The following is a 15844-nucleotide window of genomic DNA, read 5'->3' on the forward strand; positions in this document are numbered from 1 at the left end:
GACAGCTGACACTCATCGACAGGGGCATCACCTCCCGAAAATCGGTCGTGTCCGGCGCGGGGACTCAACTGTCCTCCCGGCAACCCGATGTACCCAAGACCGTAGTCGCAAGTTCGGGTATCGGCCACGTTTTGCCCCGCCGCGTCGGGTATCCCGGGACAAGTCGGGACCGAGGGCCCGCGCGCGGTGATCCCAAGGACTCGGCCAACTCACCGAACAGGGCGGATCTCTCCACAGGCTCCGCCGGCCACACCTGGCGTGCGGGGCCCGGGCCTAGGGTCGGGACATGGTCTGGGGTCAGGTGCCGGCCGCGGCGGCGGATCTGGTCTTCCCGGTGGTCTGCGGAGGGTGCGCACGGCCCGGGACCCCGTGGTGTGCCCGCTGCGAGACCGCCTGGCACGACGCTCCGGTCGCCGCTCGCCCGCGCATCTCACCGGGTGTGCCGGTGTGGGCCCTCGGTCGTTACCGGGGTCCCCACCGGAACGGGATCATCGCCGTCAAGGAACACGACCGCCGTGATCTGATCCCGCCGCTGGGCGCCGCACTCGCCCACGCCGTGCGGGTGCTGGCCGGGTGGGGCGAGCTACCCGACGCCGACCGACTGGCGTTGATCCCCGCGCCCACCCGCCGGCTGAGCGCACGACGCCGCGGCGGCGATCGGGTCGCCGCGATCGCCGAACACGCCGCACCACTCCTGGGTTCCCGTGTGACCGTCGCACCGCTGCTGATGACCGCAGCGACCGCCCGCGACTCCGCCGGACTCGACGCCCGGGCACGTGCCCGCAACCTCGCGGGGGCGGTCCGTCTCCGCGGCGGTGCGCGTCCACCACACGGTGCCGCGGCGCTCCTGGTCGACGACGTGCTGACCACCGGGGCCACTGCAGCCGAGTCGGTCCGGGTTCTGCACGCCGCCGGGATCGGGGTCGCGGCGGTCGTCGTGCTGGCGGCCGCCTAGAAAGATCCCGCCCCGGCGATCAGGGCAGAACCGGGATCGCCCCGGCGATCATGGCGGGTTCGACCTCGGTCCAGTACTGGTCGGGCTGCCCGTTGTTGCTGCCGAGGCGCAACACGCCGCGCTGATCCCCGACGTAGATGGTCGAGGCATTCGCCACCACGGCCCGCACCGGTGGGGACACGTTCCCGCTGAGCAGGCCGACCGCCGGGGTGCCGTTGATCGACAGCTGCACCACCGGGGACTCCGGCGCCTCCCGGGCGACGACCAGAGTCGTCGGTGACGCCCAGTCCAGGGACACCGCACGGTTGCCGATGTTGTAGGCCGCGATCCGCGGGCTGGTCAACGACACCTGCCCCTCGGCGTTCGTCGACAGCACGGCGAACACGATCTGCCCGCCTACGACGAGGGCAACCCGGACACCGTCCGGAGCCACCTGCATCTCGGTGATCGCGCCGCGCGCCACCCTCGGGATCGACGATGCCTCGACCGGGACGGTCTGGGTGCCGTCGTCGTCGCGCTGCCACTGCACCGGCTTCCCGTCGACGACCACCCACACAGCGTTCTCGTCGGCGCCGAAGGAGGGACGGGTGATGGACACCCCGCTGACGATCGGCCCGACGTCGCCGCCGTAGTCGCCGATCACGCACTCGAGCCGGCGGTCTCCCGCCGTCCGCACCGCGGCGACCCGCGCGCCGTTGTCGGAGATCGTCGCCGCCCGCACGTCGCGAGACGAACCGAGAGGTCCGCGCACCGGCACGGTCGCGGTGTCGGTCACCGCACGCAATGCGCCGCCGGTGACGACGTTCAGGCCGACGTCGGTGGACGGCACCGCGTTCGGATCGAAGGAGCGGAGGTCAGCGGGTTGCCATCCCGAGGCGCGTTCGGCGGCGAGGGGCGCACCGTCGGCGTCGATCACGTACGGCCCGGCGATGTCGGCGCCGTCGAGTGTCCAGACGATCTGCGCCGCGAGCACGGTGCGGTCCCGGCTCGACGGGTCGCCGATGCCGCTGAGGTCGACGCGCACTCCGCCGCCGGCGAGGCCGACGACCGGTCCGCGCAGCGTCGAACCGCTCGGGAAGCCGCTGTCGACGGCCGCGGACAGGTCAGCGGCGGGCCCGCCGAGGAGCCGGTTGACCAGCGCCGTCGGATCGGTTGCCTGCCCGGAGTAGAACCAGCGCGGGTCCGGGACGAGTCGTCGGCCGGTGCGGTCGGAGAAGTAGAGCGAGACCGGACGATAGGTGTTGTCGAACTGGTCGCGGTCGATCATCGCCCCGTTCGGCAGCGGCCCGTCGATGCGCCACTGGTCGCCCTGGCGGGTCAGGCTGATGCTGGTCTCGACCCGTCCCGACGCGGGCAGCAACTGTCCGTCGGACTTGAGGGTCCCGACGTTGTCGCCGGTGAGCCGCATTCGAACGGAGTCCTCGTTGCGCTGGTCCACGAAGATGCTGATCTCGTCGAGGATCAGTGCGTCACCGCGGTCGTCCCACTGCTGGGAGGCCACCGGCGTCAGGAAGGCGCGGGCGGCGTCGTGGCCGGAGTCGGGATCGACCGTGGACTTGAGGAACGCCCGGACGAGGGCTTCCGGGTCCATGTCGGACTGGGGCACCGGGGCCGCGTTGGTGGCGCCCTCACGCTGGAAGGACTTGATGGGCTGCGGCGAGGAGTCGTTCGGGATCGACCCGCAGGCCGACACCACGACCATCGCCACGGTTGCCGTGGCGACGGCGATCAGGAACCCCAGAACACTCCGCCGCGGGTGCTCCGGATGACGTACCACGCTCATTCGGTACCAGCCTCCACACCTGGTGTGCGGCCACTCGTCTTGGCAGCGGCACGGGGCGCTGAGCCGACCGACTTCAGCGGCAGCGGCGAACCGAGCACCTTGTGGCCGCGGACGAGAGGCAGCGTCAGCCGGAAGCACGCACCCTTGCCGGGTTCGCCCCACGCCTCGAGCCGGCCCTGATGCAGTCGGGCGTCCTCGATGCTGATCGCCAGGCCGAGACCGGTGCCGCCGGAGCGCCGGAACCGCGACGGATCCGAACGCCAGAACCGGTTGAACACCAGCTTCTCCTCCCCCGGCCGCAACCCGATGCCCTGGTCACGGACCGTGATGGCGACGGCGTCGCCGTCGGATCGCATCGTCAGTGTCACCGGTTTCCGTTCGCCGTGATCGATCGCGTTGGCGAGCAGGTTGCGCAGAATCCGCTCGACGCGGCGCGGGTCGATCTCGGCGAGCACGGGTTCGGCGGGCAGGTCCAGGACGAGCTCGGTCCCGGTCTCCTCGGCGAGGTGTCGGACGGTGGCCAGCGCACCGTCGATCGGGATGGCCATGTCCATCCGTTCCGCCGCCAGTTCGGCCATGCCTGCGTCGTGGCGGGAGATCTCCAGCAGCTCGTTGAGCAGGGTCTCGAACCGGTCGAGTTCCTTGTCCAGCAGTTCGACCGAACGCTTGCGGACAGGGTCGAGTTCGTCGCGGCCCTCGTAGAGCACGTCCGAGGCCATCCGCACGGTGGTCAGCGGCGTCCGCAGCTCGTGGCTGACGTCGGAGGTGAACTGACGCTGCAGGCCGCCGAACTCCTCAAGGTGGGTGATCTGCTTGGACAGGCTCTCGGCCATGTCGTTGAACGACATCGCGAGACGGGCCATGTCGTCCTCGCCGCGCACGGGCATGCGCTCCTTGAGACGGCCGTCGGCAAACCGGACGGCGATCCGGGAGGCCGACCGGACCGGGATGACCACCTGCCGGGAGACCAGCCAGGCGATCGCCGCAAGCAGACCCAGCAGGACGATGCTTCCGGTCAGCAGGGTGCCGCGGACGAGGTCGACGGTGTTCTGCTCCGCGGTCAGCGGGAACACCAGATACAGCTCGAGCCCCGGCACCGAGGCATTGGTCGGGGTGCCCACGATCAGGGCCGGCGCCTGTCCGCCGGAACCGTCGGGAACCTGGGTGTACTGGTAGGCCACCTGGCCGCCGCGGACCATGTCCCGCAGGTTCGACGGCACCTCGGCGGTCGGGCCGACGCCGCTGACCGCGCTGCTCTCGGCGGCACCGGGGACGATGAGCACGGTGTCGAAGGCGCCGACCGTGCCGGAGGCCTGACCCGTGTCGGCGTCACGGTCGGTGAGCAGCGACCGCGTCTGACGCAGCCGGTTCTGCACCGACATGTTGCCTGCGCCGCTGGACAGGTCGCGTTCGACCGAGATGCGGGCGCGGTCGATCTCCTCGGTGGCCGCGGCCAGCTTCACGTCGAGGAGACGGTCGGTGATCTGGGAGACCAGCACGAAACCGAGGATGAGGAGCACGACGACCGACAGCAACAACGTCGACGCCACGACCCGTAACTGCAACGAGCGCCGCCAGATGTGCCCGAAGGCACCTCCGACAGCGCCGGCAGCACGGGTGAAGCGCCCGAAGGTGCTGTTGACCCGTCGTCGAGATCGACCGATCACGGCGGGCCGGCCTTGTAGCCGACCCCCCTCACAGTCAGAACGACCTCAGGGTTCTCCGGGTCGGTTTCGACCTTCGCGCGCAGACGCTGGACATGCACGTTCACGAGTCTAGTGTCCGCCGGGTGGCGGTAGCCCCACACCTGCTCGAGGAGAACGTCGCGGGTGAAGACCTGTCGCGGCTTGCGGGCGAGTGCGACCAACAGGTCGAACTCGAGCGGTGTCAGCGAGATCGGGACGCCGTCGCGGGTGACCTTGTGTGCGGGCACGTCGATCTCCACCGGCCCGATCGACAGCAGCTCGGCCGGCTCCTCGTCGGTACGACGCAGACGGGCGCGGACGCGGGCGACGAGTTCCTTCGGCTTGAACGGCTTGACCATGTAGTCGTCGGCGCCGGATTCGAGACCCAGCACGACGTCGACGGTGTCGGACTTCGCGGTCAGCATGACGATCGGGACGCCGGAATCGGCACGCAGCACACGGCACACGTCGATGCCGTTCATGCCCGGCAGCATCAGGTCGAGCAGCACCAGGTCGGGGCGGATCTCGCGCACGGCGGTGAGTGCCTGCGTACCGTCACCGACCACGAAGGGTTCGAAACCCTCGCCGCGCAACACGATCGTCAGCATCTCGGCGAGAGCGGCGTCGTCGTCGACGACGAGGATGCGAGGCTTCATGTGTCCAATGGTGACACCATCGTGATGAAAGCGTGGTGAATGACGCGCCGGAGGTGGACGTTCTGGCCGGATTCGTCCCACGCCATAGACTCCTGCGCGTGGGTCAGTTGATTGCGGTAGAGGGGCTCGACGGCGCCGGCAAGAACACGTTGGTGACCGGCCTGGTCGAGCGCTGGACGGCGTCGGGTCTTCAGGTCGCGACGTTCACCTTCCCGCGCTACGGGCAGTCGGCGACCGCCGACATCGCCTCGGAGGCATTGCACGGTGCGCACGGCGACCTCCGGGACAGCGTGTACGCCATGGCACTTCTGTTCGCCCTCGACCGGGCCGGCGCGGCAGCGGACATCGCTGCGGCGACCGAGACCAGCGACATCGTCATCCTCGACCGCTACGTCGCGTCGAACGCCGCCTACAACGCCGGGCGGCTCGAACAGGACGTCGACGGCGAGGTCGTGCGATGGGTAGCCGACCTCGAGTACGGGCGGTTCGGCATGCCCGTCCCCGACCGGCACGTCCTGCTCGGTGTTCCCGCCGAGGTGGCCATGCAGCGGGCCGAGAGCCGGGCCGCCGCCGACGCCAGCCGGGCACGCGACGCCTACGAACGCGACAGCGACCTCCAGCGCCGCGTCGACGCCGTCTACCGCCAACTCGCCGAGGCCCAGTGGACGTCCCCGTGGCACCGATACGACGGCGAGGACGTCGCCGCGCTGGCCGACCTCCTGACCCACTGACGCCCGATTGGTCCGTGGGACCGCGAGTCCCCTGAGGGGGTCATTCGGACGCACGCCACCCCGACGACCGGGCTCTGCCGTTGCCAAGGCTCTTCGCTAGCCTGGATCAATGACTGGGGAGGGGGTCGAATGACCTATCAGCCGCCACCACCCGGTGGCCCACCGCCACCGTTGGGGCCCGGTCGGCCCGGGTACCCCCAGGGGCCCGGCCCCGGTGGGCAGCAGCCGTTCCCAGGACAGTTCCCGCCCGCGCCGCAGCCGCGACCCGCCTACGGTCCGTACGGAGCCCCGCCGCCCCACGGCGTCCACGGACCCGGGCCGTACGCACCGAGCGGCGGCTACGGAGGCCCTCCCGGCGGACCCTACGGTCCCCCGCCACCCAAGCGGAACACCGGCGCGATCATCGCCTGGATCACCGGCGGTGTCGCGGTCATCGTCTTGGCGGCCCTCGTCGTCACGCTGGTCGTGATGTCCTCCGGACCGGAGGAGTCCGCTGTCGCAAGCGGTTCGAGCACCTCGTCGAGTACCACCCCGGGCGGGTCGACGAGCCCCGACCCCGAATCCGCCGACTACGCAGCGCTTTCCCAGATCCGTGCGGCTCTGCAGAACTACGTGGCGGCACGCAACGCCCGCGACGTCGTACGTATGAAGGCCGCGGTCTGCAGCCAATCGCGGGAGCGCATCACCGGTCCACCGCCCACCGAGGACGGCCTGATCGTGCTCGACGGTTTCCTCGACACGGTCTTCGACGGCAACGTCGCCCAGTCCGAGGTCGTGTCCCATCTCGAAAAGGGCAGCCGCCGAACCGAATCCGAGAAGTCCAAGGAACGGTTCCTGAAGGAACGCGGCTCGTGGATCTACTGCCCTGACGCCGAACCCGACATCGGGGCCTGACCCCAAAACGCCGCAAACCCACCCTTTTTCGGCATTTCCACCCCCAGCGAGGGTGGTGGATATGCCGAAAAAAGGGTGGGTTTGCGTGAGCGGGTTACCTCAGTAGCGGTAGTGCTCCGGCTTGTACGGGCCCTCGACGTCGACGCCGATGTACTCGGCCTGCTCCTTGGTGAGCTTGGTCAGCTTGCCGCCGAGCGCCTCGACGTGGATGCGCGCGACCTTCTCGTCGAGGTGCTTGGGCAGGCGGTAGACCTCGTTGTCGTACTCGTCGTTCTTGGTCCACAGCTCGATCTGGGCGATGACCTGGTTCGAGAAGCTGTTGCTCATCACGAACGACGGGTGGCCGGTCGCGTTGCCGAGGTTGAGCAGGCGACCCTCGCTCAGCACGATGATCGACTTGCCGTTCTCGAAGATCCACTGGTCGACCTGCGGCTTGACGGTGATGCGCTTGGCACCCGAACGCTCGAGGCCGGCCATGTCGATCTCGTTGTCGAAGTGGCCGATGTTGCCCAGGATCGCCTGGTGCTTCATCTGACGCATGTGGTCGAGGGTGATGATGCCCAGGTTGCCCGTCGAGGTGATCACGATGTCGGCGTCGCCGATCGCGTCCTCGACGGTGACCACGTCGTAGCCGTCCATGAGGGCCTGCAGCGCGTTGATCGGGTCGATCTCGGTGACCTGGACGCGGGCGCCCTGACCGGCCAGCGACTCCGCGCAGCCCTTGCCGACGTCGCCGTACCCGCAGATCAGAACCTTCTTGCCACCGATGAGAACGTCGGTGCCCCGGTTGATCCCGTCGATCAGCGAGTGGCGGGTGCCGTACTTGTTGTCGAACTTGGACTTGGTGACCGAGTCGTTGACGTTGATCGCGGGGAACGCCAGCTCACCGGCAGCGGCGAACTGGTAGAGCCGCAGCACGCCGGTGGTGGTCTCCTCGGTGACGCCCTGGACCGACTCGGCGATGGTGGTCCACTTGTTCTTGTCGGTCTCGAAGCGCTTGCGGAGCAGCTCGAGGAAGACCTTGTACTCGGCCGCGTGGTCGTCCTCGGTGGGCGGCACGACGCCGGCCTTCTCGAACTCGGCACCGCGCAGAACCAGCATGGTGGCGTCGCCGCCGTCGTCGAGGATCATGTTGGCCGGCTTGTCCGCCTCGGGCCAGGTCAGCATCTGCTCGGCGGCCCACCAGTACTCCTCGAGGGTCTCGCCCTTCCAGGCGAAGACCGGGACGCCCTTGGGCTCGTCCGGGGTGCCGTGCGGACCCACGACGACGGCCGCAGCCGCGTGATCCTGGGTCGAGAAGATGTTGCACGACGCCCAGCGGACCTCGGCGCCGAGCGCGACGAGAGTCTCGATCAGCACCGCGGTCTGAACGGTCATGTGCAGCGATCCGGAAATGCGAGCACCCTTGAGCGGCAGAACATCTGCGTTCTCGCGACGCAGTTCCATGAGTCCGGGCATCTCGTGCTCGGCGAGCTCGATCTCCTTGCGGCCGAAGTCCGCCAGGGACAAATCGGCCACCTTGTAGTCGATCCCGTTGCGGCTGTCGGCCTTCAGCTCGTCCTGAGCAGTCGTCATCTGATCCCCTTGTCGTTCGCTTCGTGCGCTGCGTGTGCAGCGATTGTGCGTTCGATCCAGGCTATCGGACCACGCCCGCCGAGCCCATGGTCAGGTGCCGGGGCCTGCTCCCGCCGCCGGTCAGGTGTCGCGGGTCGGGTGCGGCTGCGACGCCCGTTCCGCGTCGTCGCGGGCGAGGTCGGGGTCCTCGAGAAGACCTTCGACCTCGGGGCGGCGGTTCAGGTAGATGACGCTCGCGACCAACCCTCCCCACACGATTCCGATGGAGATGAGGAGCATGACGATGGCGATCCCACTCATCAGACGGTCTCCTTGCTGGTCTTGGGGCCGGCGCCGCGAACACCTTCGGGAAGAGGTGGCCATGGCAGGAAGTCGGGGTTGTCGCGCCCCTTCCACGACGGCAGGGACAGGCCCACGGCAGCAACGACGAGCAGGGCGATCGTGCCCCAGCCGAAGACGGTGATGTACCAGGTCGGGTATCCCTCGTAGCCTTCGTCGATCACCGACCACACCTTCTGGACGAGCATGATCGTCAGGAAGATCGGTGCTACCACGCCGACGAGGGCCAGCCAGATCCTGCCCACCTTGAACGTCGACACCGCATTGAGATGGTGACGCAACATGTCGCCGCGGCGCAGCACCCAGATCATGATGATGGTCATCAGGATGGCCGAGGAGACCACCCCGACGTTGTTGGCGAACATGTCGACGGTGTCGAGGGCGATGAGCCCCGAGGTGGTGGAGAACAGCCCGAGCGAGATGAGACCGCACACCACCGACACACCGACCGCCGCCTTGGTCCGCGAGAGTCCCCACTTCTCCTGGATGCCTGCGGAGACGCCGATCATCAGCGAGATCAGCGAGGTGAAGCCGGCGACCACCAGCGAGCCGAAGAACAGTGCGCCGAAGAACGCCGCACCGGGCATCTCCGAGATCACCGCCGGGAACGTCACGAACGACAGGATCGGTCCGGTGAGACCTTCCAGATCCGACACCGCGATCTGCTGCTGGTAGGCCAGGAAACCGAGGGCGGAGAACACGCCGATGCCGGCGAGGATCTCGAACGAGGAGTTGGCGAACGCCACGACGAGACCGGAACTGGTCATGTTGGCCTTACGCCGCTGGAACGAGGCGTAGGCGATCATGATGCCGAACGCGATCGAGAGCGAGAAGAAGATCTGGCTGTACGCCGCGATCCATACGTCGAGGTCTTTCAGCGCCGCCCACTTCGGGGTGAACAGAGCGTTGAGGCCGTCGACGGCACCGGGCAGCGTGACCGCGCGGATCACCAGTCCGGCGAACCCGATGAACAGCAGCGGGATGAAAACGATGTTGACCTTCTCGATGCCGTTCGCGACACCGAGCAGCAGCACAGCGAGGACCGCGAGCCACACCACGATCAGGGGCAGCGCGACTCCGCCGACGATCGTCGTGGAGACACCCGGGTCACCGACCTTCAGGTACTCGCCGGTGAAGAAGCCGGCCGGATCATCGCCCCAGCTCTGGTTGAAGGAGAAGAAGAAGTAGCTGAGCGCCCACGCGATGACCGCTGCGTAGTAGACGCCGATGACGAACAGCAGGCCGGTCTGGAACCAGCCGAGCGCCTCGACCGGTTTCTTGATCCGCCGGAACGACAGCGGCGCGGTCCCACGGAAGCGATGGCCGACCGCATAGTCGAGGAACAGTACCGGGATTCCCGCGGTCAGCAGCGCGACGAGGTACGGGATGAGGAAGGCCCCACCACCGCTCTCGTAGGCGACGCCGGGGAAGCGCCAGATGTTGCCGAGCCCCACCGCGGATCCGATCGCGGCGAAGATGAATCCGGAGTTCCGGGTGAAGGTCTCCCGGCCCTCTCCGGCGGCTTTCGCAGACGTCACTGCTACCTCCTCATCGAGCGCTGAGTCCGCCGGGTACGGGCGCCACGGGGACTGTCAGGTGCGACGCTATCGCACTCATCCCCTCGCCCGCGGAGGTTGACGTCGGCCTGTCGAAACGTTCGCCGGCGGACACCGAGTCATCCGGACAGACGACGACGGGGACCCCAGCGTGTGACCGCGGAGTCCCCGTCGAATCGACCAACTCAAGCGAGCGAACGGAAGCCGCTCGCGATGGAGGAATCGGTGTCGGACATGGTGCGGCTGGCGTTGGTGACGCCGTTCTGCAGCGCCATGAGACGCTCGCGCGACTGCGCGAAGGCACGGTCGAAGTTCGCCTGCGCCTCGAGGTACGCGGCCTTCGCCTGCGCCGAATTCCAGTTGCCGTCGAGTGCGGCGACCTGGTTCTTCAGCTGCGTGTTCTGGTCGTCGAGCTGCTGGAAGGCGCGACCGAGCCCACTGCTCAGGTCGCCCAGTGCCGCGAAGTCGTAATTGATGGTCATGAGAATGCCTTTCGAAGAGGGTGGGAAGGTCAGACGCCGAAGTGCCCGGCGGCAGCCGAGTCCTGGTCTTCGTAACCGGCGAAGCCGTTGGTCATCTGCGCCTTGATCTGATCGAGAAGCTGGTTGAGCGTGTTGGCTTCCTTGTTCCAGTCGGTGTGCGTGCCGTCGAACGCCGCACCCGCCTTGCCCTGCCACGTCGGGGTGGTGTTCGCAGCGTGCTTCTGGATCACCCCGATCGTCTCCTTCATGTCCGCGACGATCCCGCCGACCGCCGCAGCGGTGGCCTGGCCCTCCGCGACATCGACCTTCACTCCGGCGCCGCCTGCTCCGGGCAGATTCAGCATGAGTTCTCCTCCTGTGTAACGGCACCGTTTGGCGATGCCCCCGTTGGTATCCGTGACACAGATACCGCTGACAGTTGTTTCCCACGGCGGTATGGACCGCGAGATCCCCCGACCCCGATCATGTCGACCACGTCCCGTCCGGGAGGGTCTCGGTCAGCAGGCGTACGGCCTGCGCGATCCGATGACCCGAACCCGGTGAGAGGGTGGTCCACACCCGACCGTCCGGAGACTTGCTGGGGCTCGACACGATCCGCCCCCTGGCGGTGTCGAAAACGGCCAGGGCCCCAGAAGATCGAGAGAATCGTCCGTCCTCGTTTGCCGAGGCGACGATCTCGGTGCGCACCCGGCAGGACGCGAATGCCGAGGAGATGACGACGGCATCGGACAGCGGTGCGCCGAGCGTGTACAACGCGTCGGTGATCTCGGTGGCCGAGCCGCTACGGCCGAGACCGTCGACCAGTTCGTCGGTGGGAACCGAGAACGACGTGAACTCGCACGGGGTGGCGTCGTCGAACCGGGCGCGCAGGAGGTCGGCCACGGCGTCGAGGTCGGCGATCTCGACGACGGCCAGATCGAGGCGATCACCCACACGCTCGGCCAGGACGTGCTCGTATCCACTGCGAGCCAGGCAGATTCGTCGCACACCGGTCTCGGTGAAGCTACGCATCTCGATCTCGCGTTCGGGCCGCGACAGGACGCGGAGCACGGTGGCCAGCCACGGGACGGGCTCGTCGTGGTCCACCAGGTCGAGGGCGGCGATGGCCGCATCGTTCTCCCGGTCGGACAGACGCTGGGCGGTCTCGTCCGCGGCGCCGACGGGCATGTCGAGGACCACCGGCCAGGTCTGCACGCCGAAGCGGTCGCCGAGTCGCCGAAGCACGGCCGCGTCGAGCGCGACGGGGGCGTCGTGGGTTGTCGTCATCATGGGCGGTCCCCCGGGTTCCCGAGCAACAGCGTCTCCGACAGGTACCGCGGATCGACCTTCGGCGATTCGGCGTCCGACGCCGAGACGTAGTGGGCCGCAGGACGATCTGAGGTCTCGACGTCAGCCCAGGTCAACGGGGTGTCGAGACTGTCCGACGCCCGGGCCAGGCCGTCGTCGGTAGGCACCGCCTCGGATTCGACGGCGACACCGCGGATCGTGGCGCCACGATCGGCGGCCGCAGCCATCCCGGGTGCGACCGGTGGCGGCACACCGGGGCCCGGTGTGGGGGTCGAACTCGCTTGCGCTGCAATCGGTGTGGCGGCCGACGATCCCGCACTCGGCACGACAGTCGGTGTGTACCGGAGCTTTTCGGCGGGCGGCGCATACGCCCCGGGCATCCCACCCGTCATCGACGGCATCGCCGGAGTCATCGGAGGCGTGACCGCGGGTGGCGCGGCGGCACGGGCCGCGGCGGCCTCCTCCGACGCGAGCGCCTCTCCGGACACCAGGTCGGGGGCTCGACGGGAGGACGGCCACGGTTTACCCACGGGCTCCGTCGCGTTCTCGTACGTCTGCATGACACGGGCGGCACGCATCCGCTGCTGGGTCATCGCACGTTCGGCCTCGGCCGCGGCGCCCGCGATGATCGGGGCGACAGCTGTTGCGGTGGTGGCGATCTCGTGGAACTTCTCCACCACCTCGACCTCTGCGAGATTGGGCATGTTGAGACGCGCGACGGTGGTGGCCGCGGCCTGCGCCTCGGCACGGATGGCGTTCTCGGCCGCCTCGGTGGCGGTCTCGGCGAACCACGGCGCGAGCTTCGTGAGCTTCTCGAACGCCGCACTGGTGTGGGCGGACTGCCAGTGCACGCCCAGCCGTCCGAGGACCGCCGCGTACTCGATCCCGGCTTCGCCGATCTCGGTCGCGAGCGCCGCCCACGCGGCTCCCGCTTCCGCCAGGGGTGCAGGACCCGGCCCGGCGCCGAGGTCGGCCGCCAGTTGTTCACTGGTACGTGAGTCCCAGTTGACGCCGGTGAAGCCGGCTCCGGTCGTGCTGGTCATGGTCCCTCCCCTCTGCTGGACGACGAGTCTGATGCGGTATCCGAGCGCTGCCGCAGCTGCGGCAGCGGCCGGTTCTGTGGCCTACACCTGGAGCTTGAAGGCCGCGGCCGCCTCGGCCTCGCCTTCGATGAAGCCGGCGGCCTGTGCCCGTAGCAGGGCAGCGATCTTGCGGAGCTCGAGAACACCTGTGGCCGAGTCCTTCTCGAAGTCCCGAGCCACCGTCGTGAAGCTGGCCGCGGTTGCGGTCGACACCTCGTCGCGGCCCTGGGCGTCGACGGTGAGCTTCGGCCCCGCACCGGTGAGCGCCATCTCGAGGCGGTCCGCGATCTTGTCGAGATCGACTGCCGCCGACATCAGCTCGGCGGGTTCGACGCGGAGTTGCGCGTTGCTCATGCTTCCTCGTTTCGTGTCAGACCGGGCACACCCAGCCGTAGTTCGATATCAGGACCCGGATCGGCCTCGGCCGCCTCGTCGTGTCCGATGACCGCAGGCGCGACCTCGGGGTCGTCACCGACCACCGCACGCCCGTTGTCTTCGGTCACCAGGTAGTCGGGCACGCTGTGCTGGCCTTCGGAGGCGCCCGCCCCGCGGGCACCGGCGCCGGCTGCACCCATCGGGGCGCCGCCCATCGGCATCGCCGCGGGTGTGGTCGAGACACGCGGAGCCGCTGACGATCCCATGGCCGGCTCGCCGACGCCGAAACCGGTCGGCACGGTCGGTCGGGAGGCACTCAACGGCGTCATCATGCCGCCGATCCCGCCGACGCCGCCACCACCGCCGCCGCCTCCACCTCCGCCGCCGCCTCCGGCCCCCTTGGCCTTGGCGAGCGGGCTCCCGGCGGGGGCGACGATCGCCGAATCCGGGTTGACGCTGAGCATCTTGCTGATCGGCTGCATGAGCGTGGACGGCAGTTCGGCGGCCGTGGACACCGCCGGGGAGACGACGTCGAGAACCGAGCTCGCCAGGGTGAACGGCGACTGCCCCGCACCCGCGGTCGGCGCGCCGGTGATCGCGACCGGCGCACCGTTGGCGGTCATCGCGGTAGTGGGGGCGAGCAACTCGGCCCGGGTCACGGCGACCGCCGCGGTGGCCAGTTCCAGCCCGGCCCCGGCGACGACGGCTGCGGTACTGAGACCGACCGCGATCGCCGGGCTCATGATGACCGGCACCAGAGCCGAGAGCTTGGCGACCGTCGCCGCGACGATGCCCTGGACCACGGCCAGCCCCTTGGCGACGATGGCGGCCGCTGCCTTGGTGTCGATCGAGATCCCGGACCCCTGCGCGGCCAGCGCGGTGCTGTTGGTACCGGCCTCGGCGGTTTTGGTGGCCGCTCCGGCCGCACCCTGACCCGCCCACAGCTGATCGGCGAGCTTGAGTGCGCTCTGCCCCATCGTCATCGACGTCTCGAGCACCTTGGTGAGGCTGTCGAAGATGATCGTCGGGTCGAAGCCGGCGCCGCTCAGGTCACCCGTGCCGAAGCCACCCAGCAGGTCGGTGATCGGTTTGATGAACATGCTGAGGTCGGGCGGCTGTATCGGCGGCAAACCGGGCATCGGCGGCAACGGCGGAAGTACCGGCAGCGGCGGTAGCCCGAGGCCCCCGAGCACATCGGCGACCGTGCGATCGAGGATCGGCCCCAGCGGACTCGCGTCGATCATCTCCTGCACGGTCATATGACTGAGTGCAGGCACATCCGGGACGCCGGGCAACGGGCCTGGCATCGGTGGGATCGGGTTCACAGCACCGAACGGATCGCCGCGGCGGTCGCGGCATCGGTGCCCTCGTATTCGGCGAGACCCGCGACGGTGGAGGCGGCGGTCGCGGCGTGTACCGCGGCGAGCTGCCCGACGGACATCAGATGGTTGGCCTGCGCGAAGATGAACGACGCGAGGAACTCCTGCCCGATGAGGCCGAACACCGGGACCATCGCGGCCGTGTTGGCCGCGGCGTCGATCGACCCGGCCGTTCCGATGGCCGAGGCCATCGCCGCATTCGTCGCCGCGAAGCCTTCGAGCGCTTCGGATGTCACTTTCACGTTCGTCATCGCAACCCCCTCGTGAGTGCAAGTCCTGTCGATCGACCGTCTGTCGGCCGGTTCACGTCATTCACCCGCCGGACGCGCGCCGAGCATGTCGCCAAATGATTCGTTGAAGTCCTCGGTCACCGCTGCCACCCGCGCGTAGACCCGTTGTGCGGCAAGGGCCGACGTCGCCACGATCTGTTCACCGAGCCGGGTGGCGCCCAGTTCGTTCGCGCCGTGCGCCAGCCGGAGGTCTACCAAAGCCCCCTTGGCGTCCACCTCGACCGTCACCAGGCCGTCGGCCGAGGTGACCGTCACCGTGATCGCCTCGAGGCTCTCCTGGAAGGACCGCAGGCCGTCGAGCTGACGGGCCGCACGTGCCTCGAGTTCGTCCATCGCCCAGCTCATCGGCGCAACCACGACGCCGTGGCGTCGGCTTCCTCGTCGTCGCGCTCTTCGGCCGCAGCCAGGTCCTCGGGTTGCGGCAGCTTCATCTCGTTGACGAGATCCCGATCCACCCCGGCCGCAAGCAGGTTCTCCCGCAGGCGGATTCCGGCCGACATCGCGGACTGCCTGCAGAGGCGCAGGATGTCGGCGGCCAGCAGTTCCGGATGCTTGTCGAGTTCGGTGGAGGCGATGTGCACGGCCACCGGCAGGCCCTGGGCCGTCGTCCGGACGGCGAGACCACCCGACCGCGAACGCGCTTGCGACAACTGATGGACGACGGCCCACGGATCGTCGTCGCGCGCATCATCGGAACGCGCCGCCGTCTCTTCGGTGTAGCTCATAGAAGCCGAACCCCCCTTCACGTCGATTTAGACGCAGACGGGGTCCCTCC

General features: G+C 68.8%; 18 protein-coding genes. 3 read left to right on the plus strand and 15 right to left on the minus strand.

The window, feature by feature from the left end; genetic code table 11:
• Positions 1-286: 286 nt before the first annotated feature.
• Positions 287-955, plus strand: coding sequence for a ComF family protein (locus M1L58_RS12060; protein WP_006360154.1), 669 nt, complete (start codon positions 287-289; stop codon positions 953-955).
• 19 nt (positions 956-974) lie between these two features.
• Here M1L58_RS12060 and lpqB read toward each other — a convergent pair whose 3' ends face one another.
• The 3 genes from lpqB to mtrA are packed head-to-tail and all read right to left on the minus strand — an operon-like array spanning position 975 to position 5079.
• Entirely contained in the window at positions 975-2738 is a 1764-nt protein-coding gene (gene lpqB / locus M1L58_RS12065; RefSeq protein ID WP_248659053.1) for an MtrAB system accessory lipoprotein LpqB, read from the minus strand.
• Positions 2735-4405, minus strand: a complete 1671-nt coding sequence (gene mtrB / locus M1L58_RS12070) for an MtrAB system histidine kinase MtrB (protein ID WP_248659054.1) — start codon at positions 4403-4405, stop codon at positions 2735-2737. The genes lpqB and mtrB overlap by 4 nt, the downstream gene beginning before the upstream one ends.
• Positions 4402-5079 carry an MtrAB system response regulator MtrA gene (gene mtrA, locus M1L58_RS12075; RefSeq protein WP_004023513.1) on the minus strand — a complete coding sequence of 226 codons (678 nt, stop codon included), beginning with the start codon at positions 5077-5079 and terminating at the stop codon, positions 4402-4404. Before mtrA ends, mtrB begins: the two co-directional genes overlap by 4 nt.
• A gap of 98 nt (positions 5080-5177) precedes the next feature.
• On the opposite strand from mtrA, the gene M1L58_RS12080 reads away from it, so the two are divergent.
• Together M1L58_RS12080 and M1L58_RS12085 are read left to right on the plus strand one after the other, a co-directional pair.
• On the plus strand, positions 5178-5810 hold the full coding sequence (locus tag M1L58_RS12080; RefSeq protein WP_248659055.1) for a dTMP kinase: 633 nt from the start codon (positions 5178-5180) through the stop codon (positions 5808-5810).
• A 129-nt stretch (positions 5811-5939) separates the two neighbouring features.
• A complete protein-coding gene (locus M1L58_RS12085; protein ID WP_248659056.1) occupies positions 5940-6704 on the plus strand; it encodes a hypothetical protein in 765 nt (254 codons plus the stop codon).
• A gap of 99 nt (positions 6705-6803) precedes the next feature.
• Here the strand turns inward: M1L58_RS12085 and ahcY are convergent, their stop codons facing one another.
• The 12 genes from ahcY to M1L58_RS12145 form a co-directional block, all read right to left on the minus strand.
• Entirely contained in the window at positions 6804-8279 is a 1476-nt protein-coding gene (gene ahcY / locus M1L58_RS12090) for an adenosylhomocysteinase (RefSeq protein ID WP_248659057.1), read from the minus strand.
• Positions 8280-8399: 120 nt separating this feature from the next.
• Positions 8400-8579, minus strand: coding sequence for a methionine/alanine import family NSS transporter small subunit (locus M1L58_RS12095; protein WP_154882491.1), 180 nt, complete (start codon positions 8577-8579; stop codon positions 8400-8402).
• Positions 8579-10156, minus strand: coding sequence for a sodium-dependent transporter (locus tag M1L58_RS12100; RefSeq protein ID WP_006866984.1), 1578 nt, complete (start codon positions 10154-10156; stop codon positions 8579-8581). Before M1L58_RS12100 ends, M1L58_RS12095 begins: the two co-directional genes overlap by 1 nt.
• Before the next feature lie 203 nt (positions 10157-10359).
• Positions 10360-10656, minus strand: a complete 297-nt coding sequence (locus M1L58_RS12105; RefSeq protein ID WP_005197550.1) for a WXG100 family type VII secretion target — start codon at positions 10654-10656, stop codon at positions 10360-10362.
• Between the two features lie 29 nt (positions 10657-10685).
• A complete protein-coding gene (locus tag M1L58_RS12110; RefSeq protein WP_006360164.1) occupies positions 10686-11000 on the minus strand; it encodes a WXG100 family type VII secretion target in 315 nt (104 codons plus the stop codon).
• Positions 11001-11118: 118 nt separating this feature from the next.
• Positions 11119-11925, minus strand: coding sequence for an ESX secretion-associated protein EspG (locus M1L58_RS12115; protein WP_248659058.1), 807 nt, complete (start codon positions 11923-11925; stop codon positions 11119-11121).
• Positions 11922-12986, minus strand: coding sequence for a PPE domain-containing protein (locus tag M1L58_RS12120; protein ID WP_248659059.1), 1065 nt, complete (start codon positions 12984-12986; stop codon positions 11922-11924). The genes M1L58_RS12115 and M1L58_RS12120 overlap by 4 nt, the downstream gene beginning before the upstream one ends.
• An 81-nt stretch (positions 12987-13067) precedes the next feature.
• Positions 13068-13379, minus strand: a complete 312-nt coding sequence (locus M1L58_RS12125; protein ID WP_248659060.1) for a PE family protein — start codon at positions 13377-13379, stop codon at positions 13068-13070.
• Positions 13376-14725, minus strand: coding sequence for a hypothetical protein (locus M1L58_RS12130; protein ID WP_248659061.1), 1350 nt, complete (start codon positions 14723-14725; stop codon positions 13376-13378). Before M1L58_RS12130 ends, M1L58_RS12125 begins: the two co-directional genes overlap by 4 nt.
• On the minus strand, positions 14722-15030 hold the full coding sequence (locus tag M1L58_RS12135) for a type VII secretion target (protein ID WP_006360169.1): 309 nt from the start codon (positions 15028-15030) through the stop codon (positions 14722-14724). Before M1L58_RS12135 ends, M1L58_RS12130 begins: the two co-directional genes overlap by 4 nt.
• 57 nt (positions 15031-15087) lie before the next feature.
• A complete protein-coding gene (locus M1L58_RS12140) occupies positions 15088-15402 on the minus strand; it encodes a YbaB/EbfC family nucleoid-associated protein (RefSeq protein ID WP_040536238.1) in 315 nt (104 codons plus the stop codon).
• Between the two features lie 8 nt (positions 15403-15410).
• Positions 15411-15794, minus strand: coding sequence for a hypothetical protein (locus M1L58_RS12145; protein ID WP_006866990.1), 384 nt, complete (start codon positions 15792-15794; stop codon positions 15411-15413).
• Positions 15795-15844: the final 50 nt, after the last annotated feature.

The organism is Gordonia sp. C13 (assembly GCF_023218005.1).
GTDB lineage: Bacteria > Actinomycetota > Actinomycetes > Mycobacteriales > Mycobacteriaceae > Gordonia > Gordonia namibiensis.